This window comes from Luteolibacter sp. LG18 (assembly GCF_036322585.1).
Taxonomy (GTDB): domain Bacteria; phylum Verrucomicrobiota; class Verrucomicrobiia; order Verrucomicrobiales; family Akkermansiaceae; genus Luteolibacter.
Map to the genome: position 1 here is coordinate 561335 of NZ_AP024600.1, position 13617 is coordinate 574951.

Sequence of the window (13617 nt, forward strand, 5' to 3'; positions counted from 1 at the left end):
CTGCGGTCATGATGAAAACCCGGCAAATGCTTCTCGGGGCTTGGTTGTGTAGTGCCACCGCTTTCGCGCAGGTCACCCTTCCGGAGGCCAATCCCGGGCCGTTCGCGCCGGTGCCGGCGAAGCTTTCCAACGGGCCCGAGCTGCCGGCCCAGCCGATGGAGCCAAAACCGGCTTCGCTGAAGGACTGCGCGAACGCGAACGCGGTTTACAAGCAGCTCGGCATCAAGCTCAGCGAGGAGCAGAAGAAGGCGCTCGAAAAGGACCGCTTCATCCTGCTCCCGATCGAGTCCACGCATCTGGCGGAAGACCTCCCGACCACCGATGAAGAGAAGGAGTGGTCATTCACGCAGGATGAGATGCTGGCCGCGTTCACGCAGACGGGCGGAACCGATCCGGAGGACCGGAAGCCCTGGCAAACTCGGCTGATCACACCGGACGTGGTGCTGCACGCATGGCACGCGGGCTTTTCCCGCACGCTGGAATACATCGAGCAGCGGAGGCTCCACGAGCTTCTCACGACTTTCCTCGAAGGCTCCCTCGACAACGTCCGCGAACTGCGCGCGAAGGCCAGCGGCCCGGCGGCAGATCGGCTCGGCTGGACCGAGGCCCGGTTCGCGGCACCGTGGATCCTGCTAGGCCCGGCCGCGCCGCCCGATCCCGATCCGGCGAAGGACATGGATGAAGAGGGCAAGTTGAAACCGGCTCCGCCCCGCCCGTCCTATGAACAATCGGCGAAGGATCGGCTCGCGAAGGCGAAGGCCGGCCTGCCCGCGGAAGCGGCGGCGGCGTTGGAGAAGGAGATCTCGCTGGTGCTGGCCGCGGAGGGAATGACGGCCTCGCCGCTGTTCGGCAAATACGCGCCGGACAAGCCCGCCGACTACACGCAGTACAAGGTGCGCTCGCACTACACGAAGAGCGACACGCTCGGCGGCTATTTCCGCGCGATGATGTTCCTCGGCCGCAACGGCTACGAGCTGAAGAACAGCGATGCGATCGGCGACGCCCAGCTCGCCACGCTGGCGATGGCCCGCACCACCGCGAAGGGCGCGACGCCGCTGACCGCGTGGAAGGACGTGATGGAGATCACCGGTTTCTTCGCGGGCCAGAGCGATGACATCACCTATCCGGAATTCCGCGAGTGGATCGGCTCGACGCTCGGCAAGCCGGCGCTGGAAACGGACACCGCGCTTTCCTCCGAGACCGGCGCGAAGCTCAGCGCCGCGCTCGGCAAGCTGCGCGCGCCGATGATCGTGTCCTCCGGCCATCTCGATCAGAACACCTCGCCGGATGCCGATCCGAAGGCGTTCCGTGTGTTCGGCCAGCGCTTCACCTGGGACGCGCGGGTGCTGGACCGCCTGACCCGCGGGTCCCCGGAGGAAATGCCCACGCTGCCCAGTGCGGTGATGATTCCCGCGGCCTTCGGCGACGAGAAGGCGGAGGCACTTTCCAAGGATTTCCTCAAGGCGCTTCCGGACAAGGGCGCGGCCTACGCGGCGGAGTTCGACAAGCGGTTGCCGGAGATCCGCAAGGAGCTGGCCGGGGTGGGCGACAAGGATTGGTTCGCCTCGATGGCGGCCAAGCAGCTCCACGTGATCTCGATGCTGGCGAAAAAGCGCAACACCAACTTCCCGGCCTACATGCAGGCGCCCGGTTTCCCGGCGAAGAACGTGATTTCGATGCTGGGGTCCTACACCGAGCTGAAGCACGACACCGTGCTCTACGCGAAACAGAACTACGCAGAGATGGGCGATGGCGCGGAGGAAGGCAAGATCCCGCCCGCGCCGCACGGTCTGGTGCAGCCGGACGTGCCGTTCTGGCGCGAGCTGGAACGCCTGGCCGCGTTCGCCAATGACGGCTTCACCCGCCACAAGCTGCTGCCGGACGCGGGCGAGGAGTTCAACCGCTTCCGGATGTTCGCGGACTCGATCAAGAAGTTCCGCGAAATCGCGGAGAAGGACGTGGCCGGACAGCCGCTCACCGACAAGGACTGGGAGGCGATCCGCACCGCGGACTTCTCGCAGATGGCGCGGCCGATCCTGCCCTATGACGAACCGAAGCCGGGCGAGGGCAAGACCGCGCTGGTGACCGACGTGCTCACGGATGCCGCCACCGGCAAGGTGCTGCACCAGGCGCTGGGACGCCCGCAGGTGATGATCGCGATCGGCGGTGGGCGCCACGGCAGTCGCCTGCTGGTGGGGCTGGCTTACAACTACTATGAGTTTGCGAGATCCTTGGACAAGGGCCGCCTGACCGACGAGGAGTGGCAGTCCCACATCTACATCCCGAAACCCGAGCTCCCGGAACGCTCCACCTGGCAGCCACCGGTGGTCAAGCCGGTGACCCTACCGCGCGGGGAATGAGGTCGCGGAGCCTGATGGTTCTGGCCATGTGCCTCGTCCTGCGGGCCGGGGCGGCGGAGCCTTATCCGCTGTTCTACGATTCCTCCTCCCTGTTCCTGCCCGCCATCGCGGCGGCGGAGAAGAACGTCCGGCCGCTGGTGCAGCCGGTGAGCGGGGTAACCGTGCCGCACCACCTGCTGGCGGTGGACATGATCGCGGACACGCTGCGGCTCGCGGCGGGCCATCGTTACGAGCGGATCCTGCTGCTGAGCCCGGATCATTTCCGTCGCGGCACGACGCTGTGCTCGACGACCACGCGGCCGTTCAAAACCGCGCTCGGGGACGTGGCGGTGGACGCAGAGGCGGTGCGGACGCTGTTGGGAGATCCCGCGGTTTCGGAGTCCTCGCTGTTTTCCCACGAGCATGGCGTGCAGGCGATCCTGCCGTTCCTGGCACGCTGGTTTCCGGGGACACCGGTGGTGCCAATGGCGCTCGACATCCGCTCGAAGCCGGAGGAGTGGCCGGCGCTCGCGAACCGGCTCAAGCCGCTGGTGACAGCGGACACGCTGATCGTCCAATCGACCGATTTCTCGCACTACCTCTCGCAGCCCGAGGCCGCGAGGCGGGACCAGGAAACGCTGCGGCTGCTGGCGTGCGGCGACAGCGCGAGGATTCCGGCGCTCGGGCAACCGCAGAACCTCGACTCGAAAGCCTGCCAGTGGCTGCACATGACGCTGGAGCGGGAGGTGAATGGCATCGCCGCACCGGCGGTGGTGGATAACCGGAATGCCATCCGCTACGGCGGTCGCCAGGACGAGCCGCGCACCACCTCCTACATCACGCAGGTCTATTCGCCACGGTTCATCCCGGCAGCGGCGTTGCCGGGCGAGGCATGGTTTTTCGGTGGCGACACCCAGTTCGGCCGCAACATCGCCGCCCTGCCGAAGGAACAGATGGACGCCATCACGGGGAAGATCCTCGCGGCGACCGGATCGCGACCGCTGATCGTGAACCTCGAAGGGGTGGTGCTCGATCCACTTCCGCCCGGCCCGCAACATCCGATGCGGATCGGCATGGCGGCGAGGCCGACCCTGGAACAGCTCGCAAGGCTCCATGTGGCCGCCGTTTCGGTGGCGAACAACCACAGCCTCGATTACGGCCCGGACGCGCGCGAGCGGATGAAGGCCATTCTAACGGAACGGGGAATCGCGGTGCTCGATGAGGGAACCCCGAAAGAATCCGGGCCGTTCCGGATCGCGGTCGCGACCGACGTGATCAACCGCCCCTCCCCTGCGAACGCGGTGCTGCCGGCGGACGCTTTCGCCGCATGGCGGCAACCGCAGGCCAACAAGCCGCTGTTCGCCTTCCTGCACGCGGGCACCGAATACCGGGATATTCCCGGCGCGCGGGAACGGCAGCTCGCGGACCGGGCGGAACAAGCGGGAGCCGCTTTGGTGATCGGCTGCCATCCGCACCGCCCGTCGCCCGGCTGGGAGCGCTCGGAGCGATCGCTGCGTTTTTACTCGATGGGCAACCTGATCTTCGACCAGAGCGAACCGGCGAACGGCGGCGGACTGGTGGAGGTGAGATTCTTCGAGCAGGGCACCTGGGCCGCGCGCTGGATTCCCCTCGGGAACCTCTACGCGCGGCCTCAAAATCATTGAGCCGATTTACTGCGGCTTCGCCGCGGCCTGCTTGAGCTTGGCGATGGCCTCGTCGAGACGCTTGCGGGTGGCGGCGAGCGTCTCGTTGGTTTCACGGAGACGGTCGTCGCGCTGCTTGATCGCCTCATCGCGGGCCTTGATCGCCTCATCCTGCACCTTCACCTGCTCCTGGGCCTGGGTCAGGCCGGTGTTGAGGGCTTCGGACTGGCCGATCTGCTCTTTCAAGCTGCGGGTTTTCTCTTCCGCATCGGAGCGGATCGAGTCGATCGAAGTCTTCAACCCCACCACATCGGACTCCAGGGCGTCGGCCCGTTTCTCGGCCTCGATACGGGCGTTGTGCTCGTTGATCGTCGCGGTCTTCGCGTCGCGCAACTCATGCTCCATGCCGGTGCCGATCTTCCACTGCACCAGGATGAACACGACCAGCAGGAAACACCCCACGGCGTTGACGATGGAAAAAATACGGGCGCTCACTTGCTCGGTGTTTTCGTTTCGAAGCCGACTTTCTCGACTTTCGCGGCCTTCACCGCATCGAGCGCGGACACCACGATCTTGTGGCGGGACTCCTCGTCCGCGGCGATCAGCACGCGGGTGTCATCGGTCACCGGCAGGGCCTTGAGCTTGGCGGTGATTTCAGACGGCGTCACGATGGCCGAATCCCAGGTGATGACGCCATGGGCATCGATCGCCAGGTGGACCGTGGGGGGCTTCGCGTCGTGCACGCCGCTGGAGGCCTGCGGGATCTTCACGCCGATGCGGTGGATCTGGGTCATGCTCAGGCTCACCAGCATGAAGCTGGCGAGCAGGAAGAACATGATGTCGATGAGCGGAACGATCTCGATCCGGGCTTCCTCCTCGTGATCGTCGCCACCGCCTGAGAGTTTGACGGGCATCGGAGGATCAGCGGTTGATGTGGCGCGAGGCGGCGAAGGCTTCGAGGTCGTGGCCGTGGGCCTTCGCGTTCTGCACAAGCAGCTCGGAGTGGTTGATCCAGCGCTCGAGGTCGCCGCGCAACACGGCCACCCGCTTGCGGAAATAGTTGTAGGGCAGCAGGCAACTGATCGCGATGCCAAGGCCGGCCGCGGTGGCGATCAGGGCCTCGCCGATGCCGCCGGAAACCTTCGACACGGCGAGCGCGTCGTCACCGATCGAGCTGAAGGAGCCCATGATGCCGACCACCGTGCCGAGCAGGCCGAGCAGCGGCGCGAGGGTGATGATGGTGCCGAGCACCCACTGGCGGGCCTCCGCCTTCTCGATCAAGTCGGACGCGTGGAGCTGCATCGCGGCGAGCATCGAGGTGTGGGCGTGGGTCATGCCATCGCGGAGGTTCACCAGGAACGGATCGGAGGAGTTTCCGACCAGTTGCCAGGTGGCATCAAACTGGCCGGTGCCGAGCGTTTCACGCGCCTGCTCGTGGAGTGACCGGCGGATGGTGCGTTTCAGGGAGGTCCACCACAGGCTGCGCTCCAGGAGGACACAGAGGGCGAGGAAGAAGGTGACCAGAATGGGCCACATGACCCAGCCACCGTGCTGGAACTTTTCGACGACGATATTGGCGAACAACATGATCAATGGAGCTGGAAGACGATGGCTTTGGTCGCGGTGACACGCGTTCCGGGGGGGAATTTCCAGCGATACACGCCGTTGAGCGCGGCTTGGTTCATTTCCGGATAGGGAGTGGCCGAGCTGACGCGGGCCGAGACGACGTTCCCCTGTTCATCCACCGTGAAGGTGATGCCGACGCGGCCTTCCTGGTTCGCCCGCTGGCATGTTGACGGATAGGGCGGCTTCGGCGTGCGCCCCTTGGACAGGCGCTCGGCCCCGGCGATGGCGGAACCATTGCCGCTGGACGGGCCATTGCCCGTGCCACCTCCGGTACCCGTCGTACCATTCGCGCCACCGGTCTTGCCGGGCTGGGCAGCGGGCGGCCCCTGCTTGCGGCGGGGCTTGGGAGCTTCCTCCGTGCGGGTCATTTCCTTCGGTCGCTCGGTCTGCAGGGAGTCCGGCTTCGGCTGCGGGAGATCGGGAACTTCCGGCAGCGGCTCCAGCGGGCTGATTTCCGGAATCTCCGGCACCGGCTCGACCGGCGTCGGTTCCGCCAGTTGTGGCTCGGCGGAAGGTTCGTCCGGGGCAGCGGAACCAGCCGCAGGCTCGCCGGCGATCTGGGTGTCCATGTCGAACACGTCCGCGAGCGCGATCTTGAGATCGGAGCGGTCGTTCTTGGCAGGGAGGATGTAATCCACCTTCACCAGACAGGCGACCGTACTCGCACCGGAAACCGTCAGCCACGCGGCCATCGTTCCGACGTTGAGAGCTTGAAGAAAGGGAGTCATGGCCAAGAAGGAAGTTCCTTATTGAGACTGCGTCTCACTTTCGAAAGAAAAGAAGAACGCGCCCCGGGTGTCAACCACTTTTAATGCACCTTATATACAACAACAATCCAGCCGCTTTTTCAGCGATGCTGGCTTTTTTCGTAAGCCTCGCGGAACCAAGGCGGCATCATTTCCAAGGTCACCGGAGTAAGGATCAGCGCCTGCACTTGAAGGGCCGCAATAAAGAGCACCACAAACGCCACGATGCGGAAGGCCTTCGGCTCGGAAACCACCGTCTGGTGATCGCCCGCGAAATCCCACAGCGAGGCCCCGATGCGGCGGACGCTGACCCAGCTCACCGCCATGCAGAGTGGAAACAGCAGGCTGAAGCCCATTCCCACCCCAGCCGTCAGGACCAGGGCGGCACGCCGGAAACTCTGGCGGAAGGACAGGCGGGAGCCGTCGCGGTTCAAGACCCGCAGCCCCATCAAGGCCTTGCCCGGGGTGGTGGCGAACCAATGGATCAAGCCCGCCTCGAGCGCGAACCAAGGCACGAGATGGAACAAGGCCACGGCCACGCTCTCGATCGCGGCCTTCAGGTCCACCTTGGCGAAAGCGAGCGCGCTCCACAGGACCGCCAGATAGAGGGCGAGGTCGAACATGCGGGCGAGAAACCGCCGCCACACCGGCGGGGCCGGGATCGCATGGGCGGGCAACGGGGGTGGCAGCACGGGCGGACGCTCCAGCGTGACGCGGAACATCTCCACCTCGCCAACCGGGGTCCAGGCGGCCATACCCTCGCTCCACACCGGATCCGCGGGGCTCAGCTCGCCGGATTCAATTTTACGGCGGATCTCGTAGTCCGGAAACGGACCTGCCTTTTCGCCCTCGCGGATGATCCAGAAATCCATGGTCTCAGAGGTTGCGGAGGGATTTCGCGGCGTCGCTGCGGGCGGCGAAGAAGGCCGGCACCAGCGCGGCGAAGGCGCACAAAAGGAAAGCCATGAAGGCGAAGGCTGCCTGCTCGCCGGGATTGTTGTAGGCCGGCAGGATCGTGAAACCGGTGAAGGCGGCGCTGAACGGGTCGAACCCGATCGTCCGCATGAACGCCTGCACCCCTCCGCGGTAGTGGATGACCAGGCGGCCGAGTCCCACGCCCAGCACCGCGCCGAAGAACCCGAGGATCATGCCCTGATAGACGAAGACCCGCACGATCTGGCCGGAGGTAGCGCCCAGCGCCTTCATTACGCCGATCTCGCGGCGCTTCTGGATGGTGACAGTGAACATCACCGCCATCATCGAGAACGCGGAGACCAGCACGATGAAGGACAGCGCGAAGTACATCATCATGCGCTGCTGGTTGATGAGGGAGAAGAAGGCCTCATACTGCTGCATCCAGGTGGTCGTCTGCCATTCCGGCCCTAGCTTGGCGGACAGGGCAGCGGCGACTTCCGCGGCCTGATAAGGATCGTCCAAGCGGACGGAAAGCCCCTGCACCGTATCGCTGAGCCCGGCCACGGTCTGGGCAAGCGGCAGCGGCATGAAGATGTCCGGGGTGAGCGCCATCTGGGACGATTGATAGACGCCGACCACCAGCGCCTCCTTCGGCAGGACGACCTCCTTCAAGCCTTTCAAAATCTCGCCGTCCATCTTGTCGGCATCGGTTCCGGCGAGTTCGGCGAGTCCCTTGTCCACCGCCTCGCGCTGCTCCTTGGTGAACACGTGGATGCCCGCGGCGGTATCGGGTTCGGCCTCGCCCATCGCGTCCATCACGTTCTGGATCAGGACCCTTTCCGGCTCGCGGATGCGTGCCTGCCAGAGTTCGTGGAGAAGGTCGTAGGCCTCCTTGAGCGAGGTGGTCGCGATCGCCTCGTTGTCGCCGTGCTTTTTCCACCCCTGGGTCAGGAGGTCGTTCACCTTCTTCCATTTGTCAGCGAAGGCCTCGCGCACCGGCGGCTTCTCGGTGGCCTTGTAGGCGGACATGACCTGCTCGAAATTGCGGGTCGAATAGAGGCGGATCGTCTGACCCACCCCGATGCCGAACTGCTCGGCCAGCGTGGAGGAGATCACCACCCGGTCGTCCAAGCCCATGTCGGAGGTGGAGTCCGGATAATGATCGCGATCGAGCATGCGGGTGATGCCGGCCACCTGCGACGGGTCCTCGGTATCGACCGCGCGGAACATCACCGGCTTCTGCATCGAATCGACGTCGAGGATGACGTTGTCCGACACGAAGGGCGCGGTCGACTCGACGCCCGGAAAGCCCTTCAGCGGAGCGGAATCGCGACGCCAATCATCGACCCCGGGCGTGGTGCCCGCCATCGGACGGTGGGACACCAGAATGTGCGGGGTGAAACCGAGCAGGCGCCCCTTCACGTCCCGCTCCAGGCCCGCGTAAACGGCCATCACCACCACGAGAACCAGCACGCCGAGCAGCACTCCGATCAGGGAAATGATGCTGAACGAGGACAGCATCGAGCGCCGGGGATTGAGATACCGCCGGGCGAGCAGAAGGCTGAAGGAGCGTCGGGCCATGCGGCATCCCTAGCCGCACCCCGCCGGTCCCGCAAGGCCAACGCCATCAAGAACGTTTGACCGGAATCACCAGAGTGGGCACCGCCGCTTTCCGGATCAACCCCTCGGCGACGCTGCCGAGCAGCAGGGACGCGACCACCCCATGGCCGTGGGTGCCCAGGATCACCAGCTCGGCGGAATGTTCCGCCACGTATTCGAGGATGGCGTGAAGCGGGCTGCCATCGGCCAGCTTGGTGCGGGCCTCGACGTCGCTCGGCACCGTGGCGAGGAGCTCATCCAGCTTCGCCACCGCGCGCTTCCGGGCTTCCTCCTGGAACGAATGGATCGCGGGAAACTCGTCCGGGGTGAACCCGTAGGCGGTGTAGGCCGGCTCCGCCTCGAGCACGTGCAGGAGGTGGAGGGTGCCCTTGAAGGCACGGGCATGTTCCACGGCGGATTCCAGCACCGCGGCGGTGGAGTCCGAGAAATCGAGGGCGGCGACGATCGTTTTCATGGCACCCGATACACTACCCCGGCTCCACGGTGGATGCCATGACGATCGTGTCCGTGGCCGTTTTTGCGGGGCTTTCGCCACAAACCGGGTTTTGCCAAACCGCCGGTGCGCCCCCACACTGCCGCCGATGATCAAATTTCTCCACACCCGCATCCGCGTGAAGGACATCGATGCCTCCGTGGCGTTCTACGAAAAGCTCGGCTACGAGCTGACCGATCGCAAGGACTCGCCGCAGGGCAACAAGCTCGCGTTCCTCGGCCTGGAGGGCAACGACGTGTTCCTGGAACTCTGCCACTCCCCCGAATACACCGCCACCTGCCCGGAGGACCTCATGCACACCTGCCTCGGCGTGCCGGACATCGTCGACTACTGCGACAGCCTTGAACAGGGCGGCATCGAGATCTGGCCCTCCGGCTGGCGCGAGAAGTTCACGACCGGCGGCCGCAAGATGGCCTTCGTGACCGATCCGGACGGCTACGAGGTCGAAATTCTGGAACGCGCCTGACAGGGGATTTCCCTATGTGGCCAGCGGATGGCCTAACTTCCACCGGGTCGCGGCGTTTGAAACGCCGCGCTCGTAAAATCACGAGAATGCGCGTCGCCGGTTGCGTCGCCGCCTCCGGCTGCTAGGGTCGCGGCACGCAAGCGGATGCTTGCGGGGTTATTATCATCCCTATCCGCGCATGTTCGGCCTCGCGCTCAAAATGCTCTTCGGCGACACCGCCAAGTATCTGATGCTGGTGGCCGGATTGTTTTTCGCGACCTTCCTCATTGTCCAACAGGCTTCGGTGTTCTGTGGCCTGATGCGCTGGACGACGGCCACCTTGAAGAACGTCGGCGCGCCGATCTACGTGGTGGAGGAACGCGTGGAGCAGATCAACGAGGTGAACCCGATGCGCGACACCGATCTCTCGCGGGTGCGCTCGGTTTCCGCAGTGCGGTGGGCGATGCCGCTCTACTCCGGCATCCAGCGCGTGAAGCGGGACGACGGCAGCTTCAAGACGATCCAGCTCGTGGGTATCGATCCCGCCTCGCTCGCCGGTGCACCGACGCGCATGGTCGCGGGCAATATCGAGGATCTGCGGCTGCCGAACACCGTCATCATCGACGAACTCGCGATCGAACAGCTTTCCAAGGACAAGGACCACCCGATCGGCATCGGCGACCGTTTCGAGATCAACGACGTCGAAGCCCGGGTGGTGGGCATCTGCAAGGCGATGCGCTCGTTCATCGGCGGCCCCTATATCTGGACCACCTATGAGCGCGCGCTGCAATACACGCCGCCGCAGCGGAAGATGCTCTCCGCGGTGATCGCCGCGCCAGTGGACGGTATGAGCCCGGACGAGGCGGCCGCCGCGATCACCCGGGAAACCGGCCTGCGCGCCTACGTGAACCGTGAGTTCAGCAAAGACCCGAATGATTTCAACACCTCCACCATCTGGTGGTACGTGCGGAACACCGGCATCCCCTTTTCCTTCGGCACCACGGTGGTCATCGGCTTCATCGTGGGCATCGCGATCGCCTGCCAGACGTTCTACGCCTTCGTCCTGGACAACCTGAAACACCTCGGCGCGCTCAAGGCGATGGGCATGTCCAATTTCCGGCTCAGCCTGATGCTCATCATCCAGGCGATGACGGTGGGCATCATCGGCTTCGGCCTCGGACTGCTGGCCACCTCCGGTTTCGCGATGGGCGCGATCAAGCACGACCAGCCGCCATTCTACATGCCGTGGATCATCCCGGTGGTCGCCTTCGGCGTGATCCAGGTGATCTGCATGGTCGCTGCCCTGATGGGCATCATCCGCCTCAGCCTTTACGAACCCGCCATGGTCTTCCGCGCATGAGCGAAACGTCCCGCATCGTCGTCGATGTCCGCGCCGTGGAGAAAAGTTTCGGCGAAGGCCAGAACCGCATCCATGTGCTCAAGCACGTGAACCTGGAGGCCCGCACCGGCGAGATCCTGATGCTGGTGGGCCCCTCCGGCTGCGGCAAGACCACGCTGCTCAGCGCGATCGCCGGCACGCTCAAGATCGACGGCGGCGAGGTGAACGTCTTCGGCCAGCCTCTGCACAACCTGTCCGGCGGCGCGCTGACCCGCTTCCGTTCAAAGCACATCGGCTTCATTTTCCAACAGTTCAACCTGATACCCACGCTCAGCATCGCGGAAAACGTGAGCGTGCCCCTGCTGATCCAAGGCGTCTCGAATGGCGCCGCGATCAAGAAGGCGCGCGCGGCGCTGGAAGCGGTGGGGCTTGGCAACCGCTGGAAGGAACGCCCCAACAAGCTCTCCGGCGGCCAGCAGCAGCGCGTGGCCATCGCCCGGGCGCTGGTCCACGAGCCGCCTCTGGTGATCTGCGACGAGCCCACCGCCGCGCTCGACGCCCAGAACGGCGAGATCGTGCTGGAGCTGTTCCGCGGCGTCGCCCGCTCGCCGGACCGCGCCGTGATCATCGTCACCCACGACAACCGCATCTTCTCCTACGCCGACCGCATCGCGAAAATGGACGACGGCGAGATCGTCGAGGTCCACGAGCAATCGCACGAGGTGAAGCCCCATTTCGAACACGAGGTCGCGCATTGATACTCCCATGAACTTTCTCTCCAAACTCATCCGCTACGGCACGCTGGCCGGGGCCGCATTCGGCGTCTGGATGATCGTGATGGTTTCCAAGACCCAGGCGGCGAAGGAAATGCCGCCCGCAGGGGATCCGCCGATCGCGCCGCCCAACAAGCCCTTCACCCATGCGGTGGCCGCCACCGGCATCCTGGAAGCACTCAGCGAGAACGTCGCCATCGGCGTGCCGGTGCCGGGACTGGTCACCAAAGTCCACGTGAAGGTCAACGATGCGGTGAAGAAGGACCAGCCGCTGTTCATGATCGACGACCGCGACCTGCGCGCGGAGGAGCTTTCCACCAAGGCCCAGCGCGAGATCGCCCGCGCCCAGATCGACGTTTCCGAAGCCCAGCTCAAGAAGACCGAAAGCCAGCTCGCCCGGCTGGAGGCGGTCAGCGATCCGCGGGCCGTCAGCAAGGATGACCTGGAGAACCGCCGCCAGGACGTGCTCGTCGCCCGCGCGCAAGTGGCCGCGGCGCAGGCTCAGCTCGCCTCGAACGACACCGCGCTGCAGAGGATCGCCCTGCTCATCGAACGCCTCACCGTGCGCTCGCCACGCGATGGCAATGTCCTCCAGGTGAACGTGCGCTCCGGCGAATACGCCGCCACTTCGCCCAAGTCCGCGGCGATGATCATCGGCGACATCGACCGCCTCCAGATCCGCGCCGACGTGGACGAGCAGAACGCCATCCGCATCCGCCCCGGCCAGAAGGCCATCGGCTACCTCAAGGGCGACCCGAGCGTGACCTTCCCGCTCGAATACCTGCGGGTGGAGCCCTATGTGATCCCAAAAGTGTCGCTCACCGGTGCCAGCACCGAACGGGTGGACACCCGCGTGCTGCAGGTGATCTATTCGCTCAAGCGCCCGGAAAACCCGCCGCTCTATGTCGGCCAGCAAGTCGACGTCTTCATCGAAGCCCCGGAAAAATGACCACGCCTGTTTCCACACCCGCGCCGCTCGATTGGATCGCGCTGAGCCGCGAGCTGAAATCAATCGCGGAGGCGGGCCTGCGTTATGGCGAGAACGCCTACGACCGTGAGCGCTACGCGCGCATCCTGGAACTCGCCGCCGCGCCCATCGCCGCGGTGGCCCCGGAATTTGCGTGGCCGCATGAGTTCGGCTACGCCACGCCGAAGGTCGACGTGCGCGCGGTGGTGTTCGATGGCGACCGGGTGCTGCTCGTCCGCGAGGCGTCCAACGGCCTGTGGACCCTGCCTGGCGGCTGGGCCGATCTCAACCTGAGCCCGGCCGAAAACGCCGCGAAGGAGGTGAAGGAGGAGGCCGGTCTCGACGTGGCGGTGGAGAAACTCATCGCCTGCTGGGACAAGGACAAGCAGGGTCACCCGAAGCAGCCGGAGCACGTTTACAAACTCGTGTTCCTGTGCCGGAAGACCGGCGGCGAGCTGGCGACCAGCCACGAGACCGACGCGGTGGAATTCTTCCCGCTCGACCAGCTCCCGGACCTCTGCCCGCACCGTGCCGCCCGCCACTACATCGACCTCGCCCGCCAGCACGTGGCCACACCGGGTCTCCCCACCGCCTTCGATTGACCGCCAAGCCAAGAGTTATTCGTTATGGGTTATTTGGAAGAGCCCCGAACTGCGCCAAGGCATCCATCCGCCTCTCCCAATCACTTCTAACTCATAACCTCCGCCACCC

The 13617-nt window shown here is 65.1% G+C and carries 14 protein-coding genes; 7 read left to right on the top strand and 7 right to left on the bottom strand.

Annotated features, from left to right (window positions below; translation table 11 throughout):
- Window positions 1-8 precede the first annotated feature (8 nt).
- Window positions 9-2360, top strand: coding sequence for a DUF3160 domain-containing protein (locus llg_RS02270; RefSeq protein WP_338287907.1), 2352 nt, complete (start codon window positions 9-11; stop codon window positions 2358-2360).
- Between the two features lie 26 nt (window positions 2361-2386).
- Window positions 2387-4003 carry an AmmeMemoRadiSam system protein B gene (amrB, locus tag llg_RS02275; protein ID WP_338287909.1) on the top strand — a complete coding sequence of 539 codons (1617 nt, stop codon included), beginning with the start codon at window positions 2387-2389 and terminating at the stop codon, window positions 4001-4003.
- A 6-nt stretch (window positions 4004-4009) separates the two neighbouring features.
- Here amrB and llg_RS02280 read toward each other — a convergent pair whose 3' ends face one another.
- The 7 genes from llg_RS02280 to llg_RS02310 all read right to left on the bottom strand — a co-directional run bounded on the left by llg_RS02280 (window position 4010) and on the right by llg_RS02310 (window position 9343).
- Window positions 4010-4477, bottom strand: a complete 468-nt coding sequence (locus llg_RS02280) for a hypothetical protein (RefSeq protein ID WP_338287910.1) — start codon at window positions 4475-4477, stop codon at window positions 4010-4012.
- Complete coding sequence (locus tag llg_RS02285; RefSeq protein ID WP_338287911.1) at window positions 4474-4896, bottom strand: biopolymer transporter ExbD; 423 nt, start codon at window positions 4894-4896, stop codon at window positions 4474-4476. Before llg_RS02285 ends, llg_RS02280 begins: the two co-directional genes overlap by 4 nt.
- A 7-nt stretch (window positions 4897-4903) precedes the next feature.
- On the bottom strand, window positions 4904-5569 hold the full coding sequence (locus llg_RS02290; protein WP_338287912.1) for a MotA/TolQ/ExbB proton channel family protein: 666 nt from the start codon (window positions 5567-5569) through the stop codon (window positions 4904-4906).
- 2 nt (window positions 5570-5571) lie between these two features.
- A complete protein-coding gene (locus tag llg_RS02295; protein ID WP_338287913.1) occupies window positions 5572-6336 on the bottom strand; it encodes an energy transducer TonB in 765 nt (254 codons plus the stop codon).
- A 119-nt stretch (window positions 6337-6455) separates the two neighbouring features.
- Window positions 6456-7226 (bottom strand): RDD family protein, encoded by a 771-nt coding sequence (locus llg_RS02300; RefSeq protein ID WP_338287915.1) that lies wholly within the window; start codon window positions 7224-7226, stop codon window positions 6456-6458.
- Between the two features lie 4 nt (window positions 7227-7230).
- Window positions 7231-8850, bottom strand: coding sequence for an ABC transporter permease (locus llg_RS02305; protein WP_338287917.1), 1620 nt, complete (start codon window positions 8848-8850; stop codon window positions 7231-7233).
- 46 nt (window positions 8851-8896) lie between these two features.
- A complete protein-coding gene (locus tag llg_RS02310; protein WP_338287918.1) occupies window positions 8897-9343 on the bottom strand; it encodes a universal stress protein in 447 nt (148 codons plus the stop codon).
- 127 nt (window positions 9344-9470) lie between these two features.
- Here llg_RS02310 and llg_RS02315 point away from each other — a divergent pair, with 127 nt between their 5' ends.
- The 5 genes from llg_RS02315 to llg_RS02335 all read left to right on the top strand — a co-directional run bounded on the left by llg_RS02315 (window position 9471) and on the right by llg_RS02335 (window position 13508).
- Window positions 9471-9848, top strand: a complete 378-nt coding sequence (locus llg_RS02315) for a VOC family protein (protein ID WP_338287919.1) — start codon at window positions 9471-9473, stop codon at window positions 9846-9848.
- A 178-nt stretch (window positions 9849-10026) separates the two neighbouring features.
- Window positions 10027-11187, top strand: a complete 1161-nt coding sequence (locus llg_RS02320; RefSeq protein ID WP_338287920.1) for an ABC transporter permease — start codon at window positions 10027-10029, stop codon at window positions 11185-11187.
- Window positions 11184-11924: an ABC transporter ATP-binding protein gene (locus llg_RS02325; RefSeq protein ID WP_338287921.1), complete on the top strand. Its 741-nt coding sequence runs from the start codon at window positions 11184-11186 to the stop codon at window positions 11922-11924. The genes llg_RS02320 and llg_RS02325 overlap by 4 nt, the downstream gene beginning before the upstream one ends.
- A gap of 7 nt (window positions 11925-11931) precedes the next feature.
- A complete protein-coding gene (locus llg_RS02330) occupies window positions 11932-12888 on the top strand; it encodes an efflux RND transporter periplasmic adaptor subunit (protein WP_338287922.1) in 957 nt (318 codons plus the stop codon).
- Window positions 12885-13508, top strand: coding sequence for an NUDIX hydrolase N-terminal domain-containing protein (locus llg_RS02335; RefSeq protein WP_338287923.1), 624 nt, complete (start codon window positions 12885-12887; stop codon window positions 13506-13508). The genes llg_RS02330 and llg_RS02335 overlap by 4 nt, the downstream gene beginning before the upstream one ends.
- Window positions 13509-13617 lie beyond the last annotated feature (109 nt).

Excerpts from the sequence above, each read along its gene's own strand:
- llg_RS02270 (WP_338287907.1), top strand. The coding sequence starts at position 9 with ATGATGAAAACCCGGCAAATGCTTCTCGGGGCTTGGTTGTGTAGTGCC.
- amrB (WP_338287909.1), top strand. The coding sequence starts at position 2,387 with ATGTGCCTCGTCCTGCGGGCCGGGGCGGCGGAGCCTTATCCGCTGTTC.
- llg_RS02285 (WP_338287911.1), bottom strand. The coding sequence starts at position 4,896 with ATGCCCGTCAAACTCTCAGGCGGTGGCGACGATCACGAGGAGGAAGCC.
- llg_RS02290 (WP_338287912.1), bottom strand. The coding sequence starts at position 5,569 with ATGTTGTTCGCCAATATCGTCGTCGAAAAGTTCCAGCACGGTGGCTGG.
- llg_RS02295 (WP_338287913.1), bottom strand. The coding sequence starts at position 6,336 with ATGACTCCCTTTCTTCAAGCTCTCAACGTCGGAACGATGGCCGCGTGG.
- llg_RS02300 (WP_338287915.1), bottom strand. The coding sequence starts at position 7,226 with ATGGATTTCTGGATCATCCGCGAGGGCGAAAAGGCAGGTCCGTTTCCG.
- llg_RS02305 (WP_338287917.1), bottom strand. The coding sequence starts at position 8,850 with ATGGCCCGACGCTCCTTCAGCCTTCTGCTCGCCCGGCGGTATCTCAAT.
- llg_RS02310 (WP_338287918.1), bottom strand. The coding sequence starts at position 9,343 with ATGAAAACGATCGTCGCCGCCCTCGATTTCTCGGACTCCACCGCCGCG.
- llg_RS02315 (WP_338287919.1), top strand. The coding sequence starts at position 9,471 with ATGATCAAATTTCTCCACACCCGCATCCGCGTGAAGGACATCGATGCC.
- llg_RS02320 (WP_338287920.1), top strand. The coding sequence starts at position 10,027 with ATGTTCGGCCTCGCGCTCAAAATGCTCTTCGGCGACACCGCCAAGTAT.
- llg_RS02325 (WP_338287921.1), top strand. The coding sequence starts at position 11,184 with ATGAGCGAAACGTCCCGCATCGTCGTCGATGTCCGCGCCGTGGAGAAA.
- llg_RS02330 (WP_338287922.1), top strand. The coding sequence starts at position 11,932 with ATGAACTTTCTCTCCAAACTCATCCGCTACGGCACGCTGGCCGGGGCC.
- llg_RS02335 (WP_338287923.1), top strand. The coding sequence starts at position 12,885 with ATGACCACGCCTGTTTCCACACCCGCGCCGCTCGATTGGATCGCGCTG.